10 protein-coding genes are annotated in these 16,839 nt (G+C 36.3%); 5 read left to right on the forward strand and 5 right to left on the reverse strand.

The annotated features are described in order from the left end of the window. Positions 1-349: 349 nt before the first annotated feature. On the reverse strand, positions 350-1,042 hold the full coding sequence (locus ACF3OC_RS06785; RefSeq protein ID WP_094280507.1) for a response regulator transcription factor: 693 nt from the start codon (positions 1,040-1,042) through the stop codon (positions 350-352). 349 nt (positions 1,043-1,391) lie between these two features. On the opposite strand from ACF3OC_RS06785, the gene ACF3OC_RS06790 reads away from it, so the two are divergent. Then, the gene (locus ACF3OC_RS06790) at positions 1,392-2,063 is read left to right on the forward strand and encodes a hypothetical protein (RefSeq protein WP_144043687.1); all 672 of its coding nucleotides are present in this window, start codon (positions 1,392-1,394) and stop codon (positions 2,061-2,063) included. A 447-nt stretch (positions 2,064-2,510) separates the two neighbouring features. Further along, positions 2,511-2,939: a cold-shock protein gene (locus tag ACF3OC_RS06795; RefSeq protein ID WP_229678276.1), complete on the forward strand. Its 429-nt coding sequence runs from the start codon at positions 2,511-2,513 to the stop codon at positions 2,937-2,939. Positions 2,940-3,010: 71 nt separating this feature from the next. Here the strand turns inward: ACF3OC_RS06795 and ACF3OC_RS06800 are convergent, their stop codons facing one another. Then, a complete protein-coding gene (locus ACF3OC_RS06800; RefSeq protein ID WP_094280509.1) occupies positions 3,011-4,081 on the reverse strand; it encodes an acyl-CoA desaturase in 1,071 nt (356 codons plus the stop codon). A gap of 142 nt (positions 4,082-4,223) precedes the next feature. Continuing rightward, positions 4,224-5,618 carry an aminopeptidase P family protein gene (locus tag ACF3OC_RS06805; RefSeq protein ID WP_094280510.1) on the reverse strand — a complete coding sequence of 465 codons (1,395 nt, stop codon included), beginning with the start codon at positions 5,616-5,618 and terminating at the stop codon, positions 4,224-4,226. A gap of 139 nt (positions 5,619-5,757) precedes the next feature. Between ACF3OC_RS06805 and ACF3OC_RS06810 the strand changes: the two genes are divergently transcribed. Beyond that, complete coding sequence (locus tag ACF3OC_RS06810) at positions 5,758-8,472, forward strand: GH116 family glycosyl hydrolase (RefSeq protein WP_094280511.1); 2,715 nt, start codon at positions 5,758-5,760, stop codon at positions 8,470-8,472. A gap of 176 nt (positions 8,473-8,648) precedes the next feature. Then, positions 8,649-9,032 (forward strand): zf-TFIIB domain-containing protein, encoded by a 384-nt coding sequence (locus ACF3OC_RS06815; RefSeq protein ID WP_094280512.1) that lies wholly within the window; start codon positions 8,649-8,651, stop codon positions 9,030-9,032. Between the two features lie 97 nt (positions 9,033-9,129). On the opposite strand, the gene ACF3OC_RS06820 is transcribed toward ACF3OC_RS06815, so the two are convergent. Further along, positions 9,130-9,417 (reverse strand): hypothetical protein, encoded by a 288-nt coding sequence (locus ACF3OC_RS06820; protein WP_094256907.1) that lies wholly within the window; start codon positions 9,415-9,417, stop codon positions 9,130-9,132. A gap of 145 nt (positions 9,418-9,562) precedes the next feature. Then, entirely contained in the window at positions 9,563-13,480 is a 3,918-nt protein-coding gene (locus tag ACF3OC_RS06825) for a hybrid sensor histidine kinase/response regulator transcription factor (protein WP_094280513.1), read from the reverse strand. Positions 13,481-13,843: 363 nt separating this feature from the next. On the opposite strand from ACF3OC_RS06825, the gene ACF3OC_RS06830 reads away from it, so the two are divergent. Beyond that, complete coding sequence (locus ACF3OC_RS06830) at positions 13,844-16,834, forward strand: TonB-dependent receptor (RefSeq protein ID WP_094280514.1); 2,991 nt, start codon at positions 13,844-13,846, stop codon at positions 16,832-16,834. The last annotated feature ends 5 nt before the right edge of the window (positions 16,835-16,839 follow it).

The following is a 16,839-nucleotide window of genomic DNA, read 5'->3' on the forward strand; positions in this document are numbered from 1 at the left end:
CAATACGGAAAACCGTAAAAATAGTATAGGTTTTTCAAATATCTTTGAGTTATCAAAACAGACCAATCTTTATTAACCAAAATAAATAGCGGGCCTCAGATTCTTTTGAGGCCTTTTTTTATGGTCTTCCTTGTTAAAAAATGTTAATACATCTTGCTATTTATACAATCGGCATTGGCTTTGCGTTTTTATAGTACAAACAGAGTAAAAAAGTAAAGAGTAAATAATTTCATAATTTAGGTTAATAATTGGTTAGTTAAAAAAACCTGAGCTTCCCCAGCTCAGGTTTTTTACTTTAATAGCTAATCTTTAATATTTATTTCGAAAATTCGGAATACATCCTATTCTCCTAAGTCAAATTAAAATGAACCGCGAATTTTAATAATTCTGCAAAAGATTTGTTTTCTAGTTTTCGACAGATATTCTTCCGATGGGTGGAAACCGTATGGCTGGATAAGAATAGATAATCCGAAATTTCATTGGTTGAATTACCGTTTGCTAATAATCGGATAATCTCCTTTTCCCTTTTGGTTAATTGAGCATACTTTTGATAATTCGCATTAACGTATTCATTCTGGTCCAGCGTTTTTGTGACCCTTTGGATAATTGTATCAATCCCATCAATAGGAGAAGAGAGAATTACTAATTTATTTTCGGCTTGTATTTCCACCAATTTACAGGAGGTAAAACACCATTTATATTTCTGCTGGGCATAAGATTTTACGCGTTGAAAGAAATTGTAATTCAGGTCAGCATCCGAGTCATTTAAGTATAGTTGTAATCCGGACAAAGCCGCCATTGCTTCTTCCCGAATGAAGAATTCTTCATAATATCGCATCCCCATTTGCTGGATTTCTTCGGGATATTTCCCCAGAAAATTAGTGCCCCAATTATTCATATAACTGCAGCCAGCAGGGTTTAATCCCTCCAAATCATGAATCATCAAACTTGCCGGTAAAATTGCCCCTAACTCCGGCGCGGTGTATTCACCTATTCGAAGACCATTTGAGATCTCAAATAATTGCGCATCTAGGTTATTCATAATAATTAATATCTGGTTTGCTTATTAACTATAAATTCACTTACCCTAAAATAAGGAAGAATGTTTAAACACTAAAATTAATTTTCATGAAAAATATCTATTTGTCTAATTCAAGCTAATTTTATGTGAAGATTACGTTAATTTAATACCCTATCTAAAGTTAATAAAATATTATTCCTAAAATAATATTTTATTAACAACCTGAAAACAAGATGTTTAGTTGTTTGTCAATAAAGCCTATGAAAAACTTAGCTTAAATCTATGTATGGTATGATTTTTATATTATTTTTTAATTTCGTAAAGGTTAAACCATTTTGAAGGTTTGGGTTCTAAATAAGAAAATAAGCATATGAATAAGCTCCTACTTTTCCTTTTGATGCTGATTACCGCACAATATTCCTTCGGTCAATTGGGGACCGTTAAGAATAATTTCTTTGGACATTTAGAATTCAATTCTGCAGATGGAAGATATACTGCCACTTTGGAGAAGAATTTTTTTGATGGACTGGAGTTTTCTGATAATGCCCGAAATACGGTTACTTTCGAGAAAAAATATCTTGATCGTCACATGTCAGGAATTTTATCGGATAATGAAATGAAAGTGGATTTTCTAAAGTATTTGGTTCGAAAATATATTCGAGAATCCGGATATCGAGCATCCCATGAAATCGATATTCTTGGTAAAGAAATCTTTGAAGATAACCGAGGGAATAGTGTAGAATCCGGAGTGGATATTTTCGGACATGAATATTACGCTGAGGAAGGGGAAAATGGAAGTATTTCAATAAAAAGAAACTTGGATAAGTCATTGACTTATACCCGAAATAAATTCACAGCAACCTTGAAGAAAGATATTTTTGGAATCTGGGTATATAATGATAATGAAAGCGGTAAAATAGAATTTAATCAGGCGGCATGGAACAAGATGCTGGAAAGGCATAGAAACGAACGGAGTATCCTATTATTTTTGGTTCGTCAATTAACAGCATTTAACCAAAATGAATATTATTCAGATTTTTAATACCATTAATACTATTACAAAACGAGTAAGGACATCGATATCGATGTCCTTTTTTTGTTGATTTCTACAGCTGGGCAAATAGGGTTTTTGGATACCGGATTTAAGAAAATTTCATGCAGTGATAGGAAATAAATAAGGGAAAAACTTGAGAACAATTATGCCTTTTGCCGGACCTTCTTCGGACCTTCTTCGGACCTCTCGCGGATTTTGTTCGAAAAAATTCGAACAAGGTCCGGAGAAATTACGGCGGAGATGCGGAGAAACCTTTTATTTGACCTGAATTGTTTCCGGATTATGGTACAATTTACTGTTACTGCTGAAATTAGCTATTGTCGTAAATTTTGCGTATATTTGTACTCATTCAAAAAAGGCCCCTATCTTAATCCGCAGCAAGTCCCGCTAAATAAAAAAAGATATCCCTTTCATTTTTTAACTTAATCAGATTTAATGTCAAGAAACCAACTCACATTCAAGAAAAAAGAGCTAGCAAAAAGAAAACAACAGAAACTTCAGGAGAAACAAGAACGTAGAGAAGTTAATAAATCCAATAACAATAAAGGAAAAGCATTGGAAGAGATGTTTGCCTATGTTGATGAATTTGGAAATATCTCCGATACTCCACCTACACAAACTTATAAGTTTAAACCTGAAGACTTAGAACGTCCTAAAGATCCAGAAGATGAATTCTTATTAGGTCGTGTATCATATTACAATGAAGCAGGTCATTATGGTTTTATTCGTGATAATGAAACGAGAGAGACTGTTTATTTTAATGATACCCTTGCTGGTAAAGTCCTTTCCTTGAATCAAAATGTGAGATACAAATACACTAGAACTAGACAAGGAAATCAAATTTCTGAAGTAGAACTAATATAGTATCAAAATATTATTGGCCTAGAAGGAGTTTTAGGCATAAAAAAAAAGGAGCTGAATTCAGCTCCTTTTTTTTATGCTACAGACATCTGTTTGATAACTTTGACATGGGATGAGAACGCCATCCAAAAGGTTCCAAACTCATTGTATTTGATGTTATATTTCTGACAGGTCTCCCGAACAATTTTATTGATCTCGGGATAATGGATATGACTTATCTTGGGAAATAAATGATGTTCAACCTGAAAATTTAATCCTCCTAATAACCATGTTAAGAATCGGTTATTCGTTGAGAAATTTGCTGTCGACTGAATTTGATGAATCATCCATTCTTCTTCAATTTTGTCAAGATTAGAAGATTTGAATTCTGTTTCTTCTACAACATGTGCCAACTGGAATACGATTGCTAAACAGATTCCACAAACCGCACCAACGATCAATATGCCAACAATGGTTTTAATCCAACCTACCATCAAAATAGGAACAACAATGAATATAAAGGCATGAAGAATCTTGCTAATCCAGAATATCAGTTTCTCCTTCAGTGGAAATTCAAAATCAAATTTATTTCTCAATCCACTCTTTTTCTGCTTGAAGTATTTTTCATAATCCTGATAAAAGATCCACGCGAGGTAAGAAAGTCCGTACAGGAAAATAAAATATAAATGTTGGTACTTATGATGCTTTTTTAATTTTTGCTCATGGTGCAACCTCATAAAATTCACCTCAATATCTGGATCTTCACCATCAATATTGGTGTATGTATGATGCGCGATATTATGCTTTAATTTCCAAAAGAAAATATTCCCACCCAATAGGTTTAAGGAATAGGACATAATACTATTCACTTTCTTGTTTTCAGAAAAGGAATTATGACCTGCATCATGCATAATATTAAAACCAATTGCAGCAAAATTTACCCCAAACAAGATGCATAGGATAATTGAAATACTCCAATGTGGTTGAATGAATACTAAAAGCGTATACAGGGTAATAAAGGATAATAATAGAATACTTGCTTTGATGAATAGTTTTCTATTACCTGTTTTTTTCTGGATTGTACTTTGAAAATAATCGTTGATGTTTTGTTTTAAAGTCTTCGAAAAAAGACTATTTATATTGTTAAACTTTACAGTTGATCTCATTATTGAATAATAAATTTTGATGTTCAAACAAATTCTTGAACAAGAAACATTCGCAAAATTAGCGTTTATTCGTCGATGCTAGATAAATTTGAATGTAAAATCTTTAAAAAATTTTATTGACGAGTGGGAAATCATGATTTAATTAGCTTAAGCTCATTTTTCTAAAATCTTCAATTTCTGATACCGTTTTTATAAGGTCAGGACCTAGCAAGCGATAACCGTTTTCCTCAATCAGGAAATTATCTTCAATCCGGATTCCTGTAAAGTCACGGAAAGATTCAAGGACATCATAATTTATGAATTCTTGATTTTTCTTTTCGGCCTTCCAGATATCGATTAAATCAGGGATAATGTATATACCAGGCTCTATCGTCAGGACATTTCCGGCTTGCAATTCCTTCCCTAGGCGTAAGGATTTGAGTCCGAATGTTTTTTTGTCTTTAGGCTCGAATTCGGTATAGCCCACATATTGTTCACCTAAATCTTCCATGTCATGAACATCAAGACCCATCATATGGCCCAAGCCGCATTGGAAAAACATGGTATGAGCATGGTTGTCGACCGCATCTTCTGCATTTCCACGCATTAATCCTACTGAACTTAGCCCTTCGACCAAGGTTTTAGCCGCCTTCAAATGGATATCCTTAAATTTAACACCAGGCTTTAATAGGTCTCTAGCATCGGTAAATGCTTGTAAGACGATGTTATAAAGGTCTTTTTGACGTTCAGTAAAGGTTGCAGCAACCGGAAATGTACGGGTTAAATCCGCTGCATAACCCATCGGGGTTTCAGCACCTGAATCATTTAGAACCAGGTCGCCATTCTTTAATATATTTTCTTGAAATTGATTATGCAAGATCTCCCCATGAACCGTAACAATAGGAGGGTAAGCAAATCTGAAGTTTTGATCAGCAGCAAATTTTTGAATTGCATTGACAATTTCATACTCTTTCATGCCTGGCTTGGCAACCTGCATCGCCAATAAATGCATATCTGTGGAAACTTTTAATGCAGATTCGATTTGTTCAATCTCCTGAGCTTCCTTAATAGATCGTTGGTTTACAACAGCCTTAATTAATTTCTCTGATGGCAATAATTCATCTAGATGCCTGTCCAACAATCTGCTCAATAAGATTTTATTGAAGGATTGATAAGGAGGTAAGAAATGGATCGTACGGTTGTTGAATTTTGCTTTTTGAAGATAGGATTCTAAATCTTTGAAAGGTAAAGTTTCTTTAACCCCCGATTTCAGACTTTTCTCCTTCAAGGTTTCTTGTCTGCCCATCCATACCAAGGCATCCGTATCTAATTCATCCCCAAAAATTATTTCTCTTTGCTCATCAATATCAATTATTGCAGCAATATTCGGAGCTTTAATCCCAAAATAATATAAGTAACTGCTGTCTTGTCTAAATGGATAAGTATTGTGTTCAAAATTGATAGGATTTTCAATATTACCTAATAATAAGATTACACCATTCGATACCTCATTTCTTAAGTTTTTCCTTCGATTTTGATAGGTTTCTGCTGAAAACATTGCTTGTAAAATTTTTATACGAATTTAAATAAATATTTATTAGGGCTGAGGATTCAGGAAATAATTTTTAATTTAGAAATAATCATAAACCTAATTCTAGCTATCCAAAGTATACCTAGAATTCCTATCTTTTTCATTTATGGACAGAAGAAATTTCTTAAAAAATTCAAGTTTATTGGGACTTGGAGTATTTGCTAGTCAATTTCCAGTTTGGGGAAAGAGTATTTTTTCCTGGGATGCATCTGTTCACAATATTCCTATTGAGAAAGGATATAGCAAGGAGTGGGTAAAATCTTTGTATGGTCGGGGTGAGAAAATCCAATATAAAAAGAGCTTAAATGAGTTGAAATATATAGGCATGCCTGTTGGTGGTTTGCATTCGGGTACCGTTTATATTTCTGGGGATGGTCGTTTATGGTTGTGGCAAGTATTTAACACCTCTTATGATGGTTTAAATGAAGGGGTAGAGAATAAGGTGGTTTTGTGGGACAATGGTCGGGAAATGCAAAGGGTTAGACCCAGAGATGGGGCAGCATTTGTGGAGCCTGCACTTTCAGATAACCTAAGGATTTTGGAACAAGGCTTTTTGGTTTCGGTAAAGCGCAATGGTAAAGTCCTGCAGAAAGTTTTGGAAGCCAATCAATGGGATGAGGTAATCTTTGAACCTAGCTATCCAACCTGCAAAGTGCTTTATAGCAGTGCGTCCTTTCCTGTGGATGTTGAATTGACCGCCTTTTCACCGTTTATTCCTTTGGATGAAGATAACTCTTCCTTGCCCTTAACAACCTTTCATATTGAAATAAAAAATAAGAATTTCGAGCCATTGGAAGTTGAAGTGATCGGCTGGTTTGAAAATGGCGTACATAAGGGCAGAAAGGATTTTGATGCTGTCAAAAAGCTGGCTACCGTCAAAGAAAGCAATGGTTCCAATCGACATGTTTATTTTGAATGTGAGTCGGTCCCTACGGAGTTTCAAAAAGCTCCTGATCATGGTAACATGGCATTTATGGCTCATGATGGGCAAGCAAAAATAATTTGCAATCTTGAATCTTGGCCGGTACAGGCTGAAAATCTGCAAGGTTCGGATCAACGATCCCTTGTAGATTTCAAGGATTTGCAGATTTCCAGTATCAGTTCCAAGGGGAAATTGGAAGGGAATGGCAAGAAGGATTTTCAATTTTCTGTCGCTTGGTACTTCAATAATCCACATCCAAAATTACAGGAGCATCTCAAAGATGCGAAGGAAGGCTATTGGTATGGGAAGCGGTTTAAAGATGCGTCTGAGGTTTTGAATTATTATGCAGCACATCTGGAGGAGTTGGATCGTCAAACGATGAAATGGGTTCAGACCTGGAATGATTCCACCTTACCATATTGGTTTTTAGACCGAACCTTTGTGAATATAGGCAGCTTGGCAACGGCCAATACCATGCGATTTGGAACGGGGAGGTTCTGGGGCTGGGAGGGTGTCGGCGCTTGTGCAGGAACCTGTACCCATGTGTGGCAATACGGACAGGCCATGGGGAGAATATTCCCAGGCTTAGAACGGAACCTTCGGGAGACTACTGACTATGGCGTAGGCTTTAATGCCGATTCAGGAGCTATTATCTTTCGTGCCGAATATGAATCCCGACCTGCAATAGATGGTCAAGCGGGGGTTGTTCTCAGAACTTATCGCGATCATCAAACCAGTAAGGACGATACTTTTTTAAAGAAGAATTGGCCCTCCATAAAAAAGGCAAGTCAATTTATTTTGAATCAGGATAAAAATGGGGATGGAATGACTGATACCCCGATGGAGAATACCTTGGACGCTGTCTGGGAAGGGGAGATTGCTTGGATTGTAGGCTTGAGTTTAGCCGCCATAAAAGCAGCCGAGAAAATGGCCAATGAGGTTGGAGATCTTGAATTTGAGAAGAAATGTGCCAGCTATTTTTCAAAAGGTTCAAAAAATATGGACAGTCAACTGTTTAATGGAGAATATTATATCCATAGACCGAATAAGGAATTTGGAAGAAAGAAATTAGGGTCATACAATACCTGCCATATTGATCAGGTTTACGGGCAGGCCTGGACGTTTCAATTAGGATTGCCTAGAGTCAATGATAAAGCCAAAACATTATCGGCATTACAGGCTTTGTGGAAATATAATTATGCTCCAGATGTTGGCCCGTATATTAAAACACATTTACAGGGTCGACCATATGCGATTGCCGGAGATGCGGGAATGGTGATGAATACCAATCCAAAAAATGAAAAACATGCCTATGGGGAAAATGAAACTTGGCAATTGGGATATTTTCATGAGTGCATGACAGGATTCGAGCATCAGGTAGCGGCACATATGATGGCTGAAGGGATGATTGACGAGAGTTTGATCTTAACACGAAAGATTCATGAGCGGTATCACGCCTCCAAGCGAAATCCATTTAATGAAATTGAGTGTAGTGATCATTATGCCAGGGCAATGGCTAGTTATGGAACTTTTATCAATGCCTGTGGCTTTACTTACCATGGTCCGAAGAAACAGATTGGTTTTAATCCTAAAATAAATCCGGAAAACTTTAAGGCTGCATTTACCGCTGCAGATGGATGGGGGAGCTATTCCCAGAAAATTTCTTCAAATAACCGCTTAGAAGCAAATATTAGCTTGGCAATGGGGAATCTGGAAATCGCTGAATTAACTTTGCCGGACTTGAAGACATCAAATGTAAAGAGCAAAGTCACAGCAAAAATTGGTAATAAACCTGTGGCAATCAAAAATATTGAAAGCAAAAATGAAGGATTGCAAATAGTTTTTGGAAGCCCTATTATACTCTCAGAAAATAAGGAGCTTTCCATTTCTATTTCTTAGATACTGCGAAAATTGAGCGTCAAATAAAATCATAGGCTTTATTAGTACTTGCCAAGAGTTTATTTATTTATGAAATTTTTGTTGGAATCCTGTTAAAAAATGTCAAAAAGAAGCTGTTTAGACTAAGAAATGACTATTATTTTTCTATTTTATGGAAACATCGAAAATAGAAAAATATGAAATGTCCAAATTGTAATGAAGTATTATTGATGACTGAACGCCATCAAGTTGAAATAGATTATTGTCCTTCATGTAGAGGGGTGTGGTTAGATAAAGGTGAGTTGGATAAATTAATGGAATATGCCTCCAATCAGATCTCAAACCAGGCTACGTATCAAGAAAGGGGAAATGACCGTCAAGATTCCTATGTTCAGGATTATAATAGGGAGGATCGAGATTATCGAGATAACCGGGATAACCGAGATAACCGGGATAACCGGGATTACCGAGATGACCGGGATAACCGGGATTACCGAGATGACCGGGAATATAGAGGCCAACATCAAAAATATCCAAGGAAAAAGAAATCCTTTCTTTCTGATTTTTTCGATTTCGATTAATCAGCAGGTAAAAAGTGAAAAGTTTAGCAAAGGCAGCAGATTGGATCTGATCCAATCCCTGCCTTTTATGATATGTAATGGCTAATTCTAGCCAATGCTATGCAAAGTTCTTGCTTAATTCCTTCGCTGTATCAATTCCTCCTTGATACAGAAATGGATATTCAAGTGTGTGTAAAAACCTGAATTTTATTTCCTCGTTTTCAATGATTAAAATATTCTGAGTCTTCGCACATTTTATGATTAAACGATGCTCATCTCTATAAATTGAATAGGAAAAAAACTCATTACTTTCAGTTCTTACAGCATGGTATAAAGTCCAAACCTGATTAATGTTAGATAGCTTAACATTTTGGTTTAGCCAAAAGTTAAAATCGGTGGTTTCCATTGCGTTAGTGTGATGAACTAAAGTAGCTATAATCTAGCTGAATTCACTACGGTTTACCGTAAACGAACACATATTTTACACAACTTACCGATTATAGATAGCGGTTTTTTTTTGTTTTATCGAATGTCGATTAATCCCGATTTTTTTACTCAACATCCTGAGTCTTAATTGTGTTTACAAATTCCTTTGGCGTCATGTTATACGCTTTGATAAAAGCTTTGCTGAAATAAGAGGCTGAACTAAAACCTACCATAAAACAAACTTCATTAATGCGATAATCTCCTTCCAGTAATAAGCTGCATGCCTTCTTGAGTCGGTAGGTTCGGACATAATCTCCTGGGGAATGACCTGAGATTGCCTTTAATTTGCGTTGGAAATTTGAACGGCTAAGACCAAGAACCTGAGTAAGAGATTCCACATTGAATTGATCATCCGCTAAATTCTTCTCAATTTCTTCATTGATGCACTTTAAAAATGCCTCATCACTTTTGTTTGTCGCAAGGGATGAATAGGAGGCTAATGGATTGTTATTGAAGATTTCTAAGATATTCTTTCGGTTTCGCAGCAAACTGCTGATCTGTGCCCGAAGAAAGTTAATGGAGAATGGCTTTTCAATGAATACATCTGCTCCAGTCATTAAACCTTTGATCTTTGTTGAATTTTCAATCTTTGCCGATAATAATATAATGGGTATATGGGAGTAATTCAGATTGCTTTTAATGATTTCTGATAAATTGATCCCATCAACTTCAGGCATCATAATATCTGAAATGATTAATGAATAACTATTTTTTTCGAGCCTTTCTAAGGCTACCCTACCATTTTCAGCGATATCAACTTTGTAATCATCGTGTAGAGATTGTCCAATGAAAGTTGTTATTTCAGGGTTATCATCCACTAATAAGATTTTCTGTAAACATACTGAATCCTTATGTTCCAATTCGAGTTCCTCCAATTCGCTCGCCTCCAAGGTTATTTCCGGAAGTTTAGGGTAATTTGTAAAACTAAATACAAAGCTGGTGCCTTTGGGCTGGAGGTCAAATACATCTATTTTTCCTGCTATCTGGTTGCTGAAATGCCTTACTAAAAATAAACCTATTCCAGTTCCTGAATGGCCCTTGTTTGAATTTACCTGATAGAAAGGGTCAAATATTAAGCTTTTAAATTCCTTGGGTATGCCTTTACCGTCATCACTTACACTGATAAAATAACTCTGATCCGGATTGATACCCAGCTTCAGTTCTATTTTTTTATCCGCAAACTTAATAGCATTACTTAATAGATTGCTGATGATTTTGTTTAAGGCCTCTATATCAGATTCTACAATTATTTCATTTTTCAAAGGTAGTTGTAGATCAAGTTTTAATTTCTTGCTTTGCGCTGATTTCTTAAAGCGCTCATAAATTTCCAATAAAAAGCTGTTGAGGTTAATGCTTTCAGGGTTAATCTGTAAGCGACCTTCTTCCATCTTTCGGAAATCTAATAATTGATTGATAAGGATATGTAATCGTTCGCAATTTTTCTCGATGATATGCAGATTATTACGAATGTCCGTGCTGATATTATCCTTATGTAGGATTTCTTCCAATGGAGCACTGATTAAGCTTACTGGCGTTCTAATTTCATGCGCCACATTCGTAAAGAATTCGATTTTTGATGAATATGATTTTTGTTCTTGTTCCAATTTAAAATTGGCAAGTTGCCTATTGTGTTTGGCTTTATTTGCCTTTGCATAATAATAGAACAACAGCAGTATACCAGTAACAAATAGTAGGAGGTAAATTACTTTTGCGGGCACACTTAACCAAAATGGTGGTAAGATTTCGATTTCAATGCTGATGCCTTCTTGATTCCAGAGCTTATCATTATTACTGGCCTTAACACGGAAAGTGTATTTTCCATAAGGGAGATTGACATAAGAAACCGATTGCCTGTTTCCAGCAGCCGTCCAGTTTTCATCAGCACCTACGAGCATATAGGCATACTGATTTTCAGAAGGCGAGAGAAAACTCAAACTGACAAAGGAAATACTAAATGAAGACTGGTTGTATTGGAGTTGAATTAATTGGCCCGTATTGATTTTCTCTTGAATTTCTTGGTCGAATTCAGAGCTTGAGTTATTTAATAGTTGAAGCCCCGTAAAAGCCACATTGGGTTGGGTTTTATTTTTTGCTTTTTGAAAAGTCTGTGGATAAAAACTACTAAACCCATTTATTCCGCCAAAATAGAATTTTCCATCCCTGCTTTTGAAGGAGGATTTAAAGTTGAATTGATTGCTTTGTAAGCCATTATTAACAGTATATAATTCATATTCTGCTGGACGATCGGGATGGAAATGGATAATTCCTTTATTGCTACTTAACCATAAATTGCCTTCAGGATCATCCAATACCCCATAGATAACATTGTTGGGGAGACCATTTTTCTGAGAAATATTGATGAAGGAATCATTTTCTTTCTGATAGATGAAAATACCTTTTCCCTCACTGCTGAAAATAAGCCTATTTTGACTGTCAATATAGATGCTGGTTAATTTACTCGAGGATATAGGTTCATTGGGTCTGATTTTACTATAATGTATCCACTTTTTTGTTTTCTGATCAAATTTAATCGGTCCGGCTTCATAAGATGCCAGCCATATATTGCCATCAGAATCTTCCTTGATATCATAAATAAACTCATGGATGCCTTCGACGCGGTCAAAGGCATTCTTCTCGGGGTTAAAGATGCTTAAGCCAGCTGGCGTACCTACATAAATTTTTCCTGCCTTTGACTTATACAATGAAAAGATACAATCATCATTGATGCTATTTTTGTTGGATGCCTGATGTCTGAAATTTAGTAGGGTTTTCGAATTTAAGTCATATACATCAAGACCTCTTGAGAAAGTTCCTATCCAGAGTTTATTCTGGTCTAATAATAAGGCGTGTGTATTGTGGTAGGATGTTTTTATGGGTTGGCTAATCGTTCCATTCTCTAAGTCGAAATAATTTATTCCGCCATCTTCCGTAGCAATCCACATATTTCCCTTGCTGTCCTCCGTAATTTGACTAACAGCTTTTCCAGATAGAAAACCCCTGATAATATCGGAATAAAAGGTTTCAATTTGTAGGAGGGAGGTGTTTAAATAATTGACTCCTCCAAAATAAGTTCCAATCCAAATACTATTTTCTTTATCTCTGGCAATTGAATAGACATTTTGATCACTGAGGCTATATTTGAATTGCGGGATATCTACTCGGCTTTGTTTCTTAGATTTTATATTAAAAAGGTAAAGGCCATCGTCTGATCCAATCAGGAGTTGGTTTTCATCATATTCAAAAATTGCACGGATATGGGAGACAAAAGCAATGGAGGATTTATCCATGTATCTTTCTTGAACGCCCAACTGTTTATTAAATCTTATAAGACCAATTCCCCAGGTTCCTAACCATAAATCCCCCTGCTTATCCTCGCCAATGGAAAGAATTTCATATTCAGGGTTATCAGAAGAGTTAAAAAGGTTTGGTACGGCCTGAAATTTCCCTAGGCTGGAATTATATTTTAACAAGCCTAACCTTGTTCCAGCCCAGATTGCCCCTGATTGATCTTGGAATATAGCCCAAGTGGCATTTTGACCTAAGTTTCCGTTTTCAATATCCAGATGAATAAGCTTGTTTTCCTTCGGAAAATATTGGAATATTCCCTGGTTCATACTTCCAATCCACAGGCTTCCATCCTTTGCAATTTTCAAAGTATTGATGGCGGAGTGCAGCTTCAGGTTTTGGTTGGTTTTGAGGTCTAGAAAATAAAAAGCCTCTTTGGTTTTATCCATGATATAAAGACCATGGTCAGTCCCAACATATAGGGAGTTAGAATCTTTTTCAGCCAAGCTCCGAACAAAATTATTCCCTAAAATGTTTTTATCCTGGTGTTGTTTTTGAAAGACCCGGAAAGAATTCCCATCGTACCTGTTTAATCCATCTTTAGTGCCAAACCACATAAATCCAGTTTGATCTTGCAGAATACAATACACGCTATTCTCTGAAAGACCATCTGCAACTTGCAATTTTTTGAAATGCATATTCGAGGGTCTTTGTCCCCATGCAGAATGAAAAATGCTGGAAAACAGGAGAATAAAGAAGGATATTAGATAAGTCTTCACGATGTCATCATTAATAAGCTTACGGTTGGTTATCAGGATTATATCTAAAAATAGCAATTATTAGTAAAAAGTTGTAAAAATTAACCATTGTTAGGTTTTAAAGAAAAATAGGCTTTTTTTTAATACATGAATTGAAAACGCTCTGATTTCCAGCTGTTAATTAAAATTCAAAAACCTTATAAACCTTTTTAATTGAAAAAAAAATAACCTCAGGTAAGTAGCTTATTTGAGATGTTGATATAACCAAAAATTTCTATAACCAAATTAATAAACCCAATAAACATGCGGAAAAGTATTATTATCCTTTTCATTTTACTGATTTCTGTATCAGCATTTGCTCAAGACAGAAATATAAAAGGAAGGGTCACAAACGATGCCGGTGAATCGTTAGCGAATGTAACGGTTACTGTGCAAGGAACCAGCACTGCTGTCATGACAGATGATAATGGGAATTTTGAAATTCCTGTTCAATCAGGTCAGGCATTACAATTTGCCATCATAGGCTATAGCAGCCAAACTGTGCAAATTAATAGTCAGACTACATTGGATATTGTTCTTAAACCTGAGGATGAACAAGTAGATGAGGTTGTTGTAATTGGATATCAGACCGTCAAGAAGTCTGATTTGACTGGTGCAGTCTCGGTTTTTAAACCGAGTGAGATGAAAAATACAACAGTTACAGGAACTGTGGGTGATGCCTTAGGAACCTTACCTGGCCTAAATGTTAGAACTGCTGGAAACCCGGGTTCAGAAGGAAAAGTCGAGATTAGAGGAACTGGAACTTTTGGCTCAAGCAATCCTCTATATGTTGTTGATGGAATAGTTGCTGGGGCAAATCGGGATTTCAACTTTAATGATATTGAAAGTATTCAGGTTCTAAAAGACGCGTCGGCAGCTGCGATTTACGGTTCTAGAGCAGGAAATGGGGTGATTATTATTACCACTAAACAAGGTCGTGAAGGCAAGATGAAAATTGATGTCTCTTCCAGAGGAACGGCCCAATGGTTGCCACGCTATAATTTGGCGGATCGAGATTTGTGGATAAGCATGAATGATCTAGCCTTTAGTAATGCCAACAGAACGCCTGCCAATCACTTTGATGCCAATACCGACTGGCAGGAAGAGGTATTCAAGACCGGTTGGCTTCAGGACCAAAATATCTCCTTTTCAGGTGGAGGAAAGGAAAGCCGGTACTTTTTTTCTGGGAATTATCAAGCAAATAGTGGCACAACGATAGGGGCTTCCAGTAAGCGTTTTACCCTTAGGTCCAATATGTCAACCTCAAGAAACTTTGGTGAGAATATTAAATTTAGTCTTGGCGAAAACATAGTATTGAGTAATTTCCAAGTCGATGAACTCAATACTAACCCCATTATTGATGTTTATAGAATGTTGCCGACCATTCCAATTTATGATCCAAACAATGCGGCAAAAGGAGGCTACGGTTTTGGTGAAGGCAGTAGGGATGTGACCTTCGGAACCAATCCATTTGCAATTGAAGATTTTTTGGTAACTGAAAATGGAAATCTACGGACCCGAGGTAATGTGTTTACTGAGTTAGAATTCTTTAAATCGTTGAAATACAGGTTGAATTTTGGTTTTGATTTGAGCAATGATAAGCATATGGCATTACGAAAAGAAGGATTTTGGACTTATAATCAACCATACGATCCATCATCCTTGAATAAAAACCAAGCCCAATACCAAGGTTATGTTTATGATAACACCTTGGAATACGCCAAGATATTTGGTAAGCATGATATTTCTGCTGTTGCAGGTATCAGTTATCAAACCTCGAATTATGAGCAGATTTGGGGGACGAAAAACGACCTATTGATGAATGGTGCTGATTATTTTACTAATCTTGATGCAGCCTTGAGTAATCCCAAGACAGGGAATTATCAGGATTTAGAAAAACTATTTTCAGTTTTTGGTCGGGTTAATTATACCTATGATGAGCGTTATTTATTGAGTTTAACCATGCGTCGAGATCAGTCTTCAAAATTCAATCCTGATTTAAGTGTTGGCTATTTCCCATCTGTTGCGGCAGGCTGGAGAATCAGTAAAGAGCAATTCTTTAATGTGCCTTGGATCAATGAGTTAAAACTACGGGCGAATTACGGTGTATTAGGCACCTCTAATATTAATGTATGGGATTGGGTTTCATTTATTACAGTGTTTCCGCAAGCGGTATTCGGAACAGATCAGGTTGTAAATACAGGTATGACTCAGATTAAGTTGGCAAATGAGGATTTGAAATGGGAAAAAGTTGCTCAATTAAATGCGGGTTTTGATGCAGTCTTGGCGGATAATAGGCTAAGTCTTTCCTTGGATTATTTTGAAAAAAATACACAGGATGTCCTGACTCCCATGCCTATTTTATTGACCACTGGTAATAATGGTGGTAATCCAGTAGTTAATTCGGCATCCTTAAAGAATACTGGTTTGGAGTTGACCACAGAATGGAGGGATAAAGTTGGTGATTTTGGATATCAAATCGGATTCAACGCATCATATATCAAGAACAAGATTGTAGAATTAGGTTATGATCGAAAAGAATTTACACAATGGAATACTAAATCTCGAGTTGGTGAGAGTATCGGAAATTGGTATTTGATAAAAACTGACGGTCTATTCCAGAGCGCGGAAGAAGTACAAAATCATAAAAATAGTGCTGGTCAACTTATTCAACCAAATGCTAAACCTGGGGATGTTCGATTTATTGATTTTAACGATGATGGACAAATTACAGAGGCTGACCGTCAGTATATGGGAAGCAGCATGCCTAGATATCAGGTTGGTGCAAATTTAGGATTTGAATACAAGGGTTTTGACCTGCAGTTCCAGTTGACCGGAGCATTTGGCTTTAAATCATTTAATGGTCCACGTAGTGGTTATGATCGATTTGACGATAATTCCAATTATCGTGCAGATTATGATCCATGGACTGCTGAGAATCCAAATGCTAAGGATCCACGACCAATCTATGCAGATTCAAGAAATGTTCGTCCAGATCAAGATCGTTGGTTGGAAAATGGTAATTACCTGAGAATTCGTCAAATGGCACTAGGGTATAATTTTCCTGCATCAATTTTAGGTAATACATTTAGTCAAGTTAGGCTTTATGTGAATGCGCAGAACCTGGTCACATTTACTAAATACAGAGGCTTGGATCCGGAGTTTTTGAATCGGAGTATCTGGGAGCGTAGTTATGATGGGGGATCATTTCCAAACCCTAGAGGATTTAGTTTTGGAGCACAAATCACCTTTTAACCTTA

The sequence above is a fragment of the Sphingobacterium cellulitidis genome (genome assembly GCF_043187465.1).
Lineage (GTDB): Bacteria > Bacteroidota > Bacteroidia > Sphingobacteriales > Sphingobacteriaceae > Sphingobacterium > Sphingobacterium cellulitidis.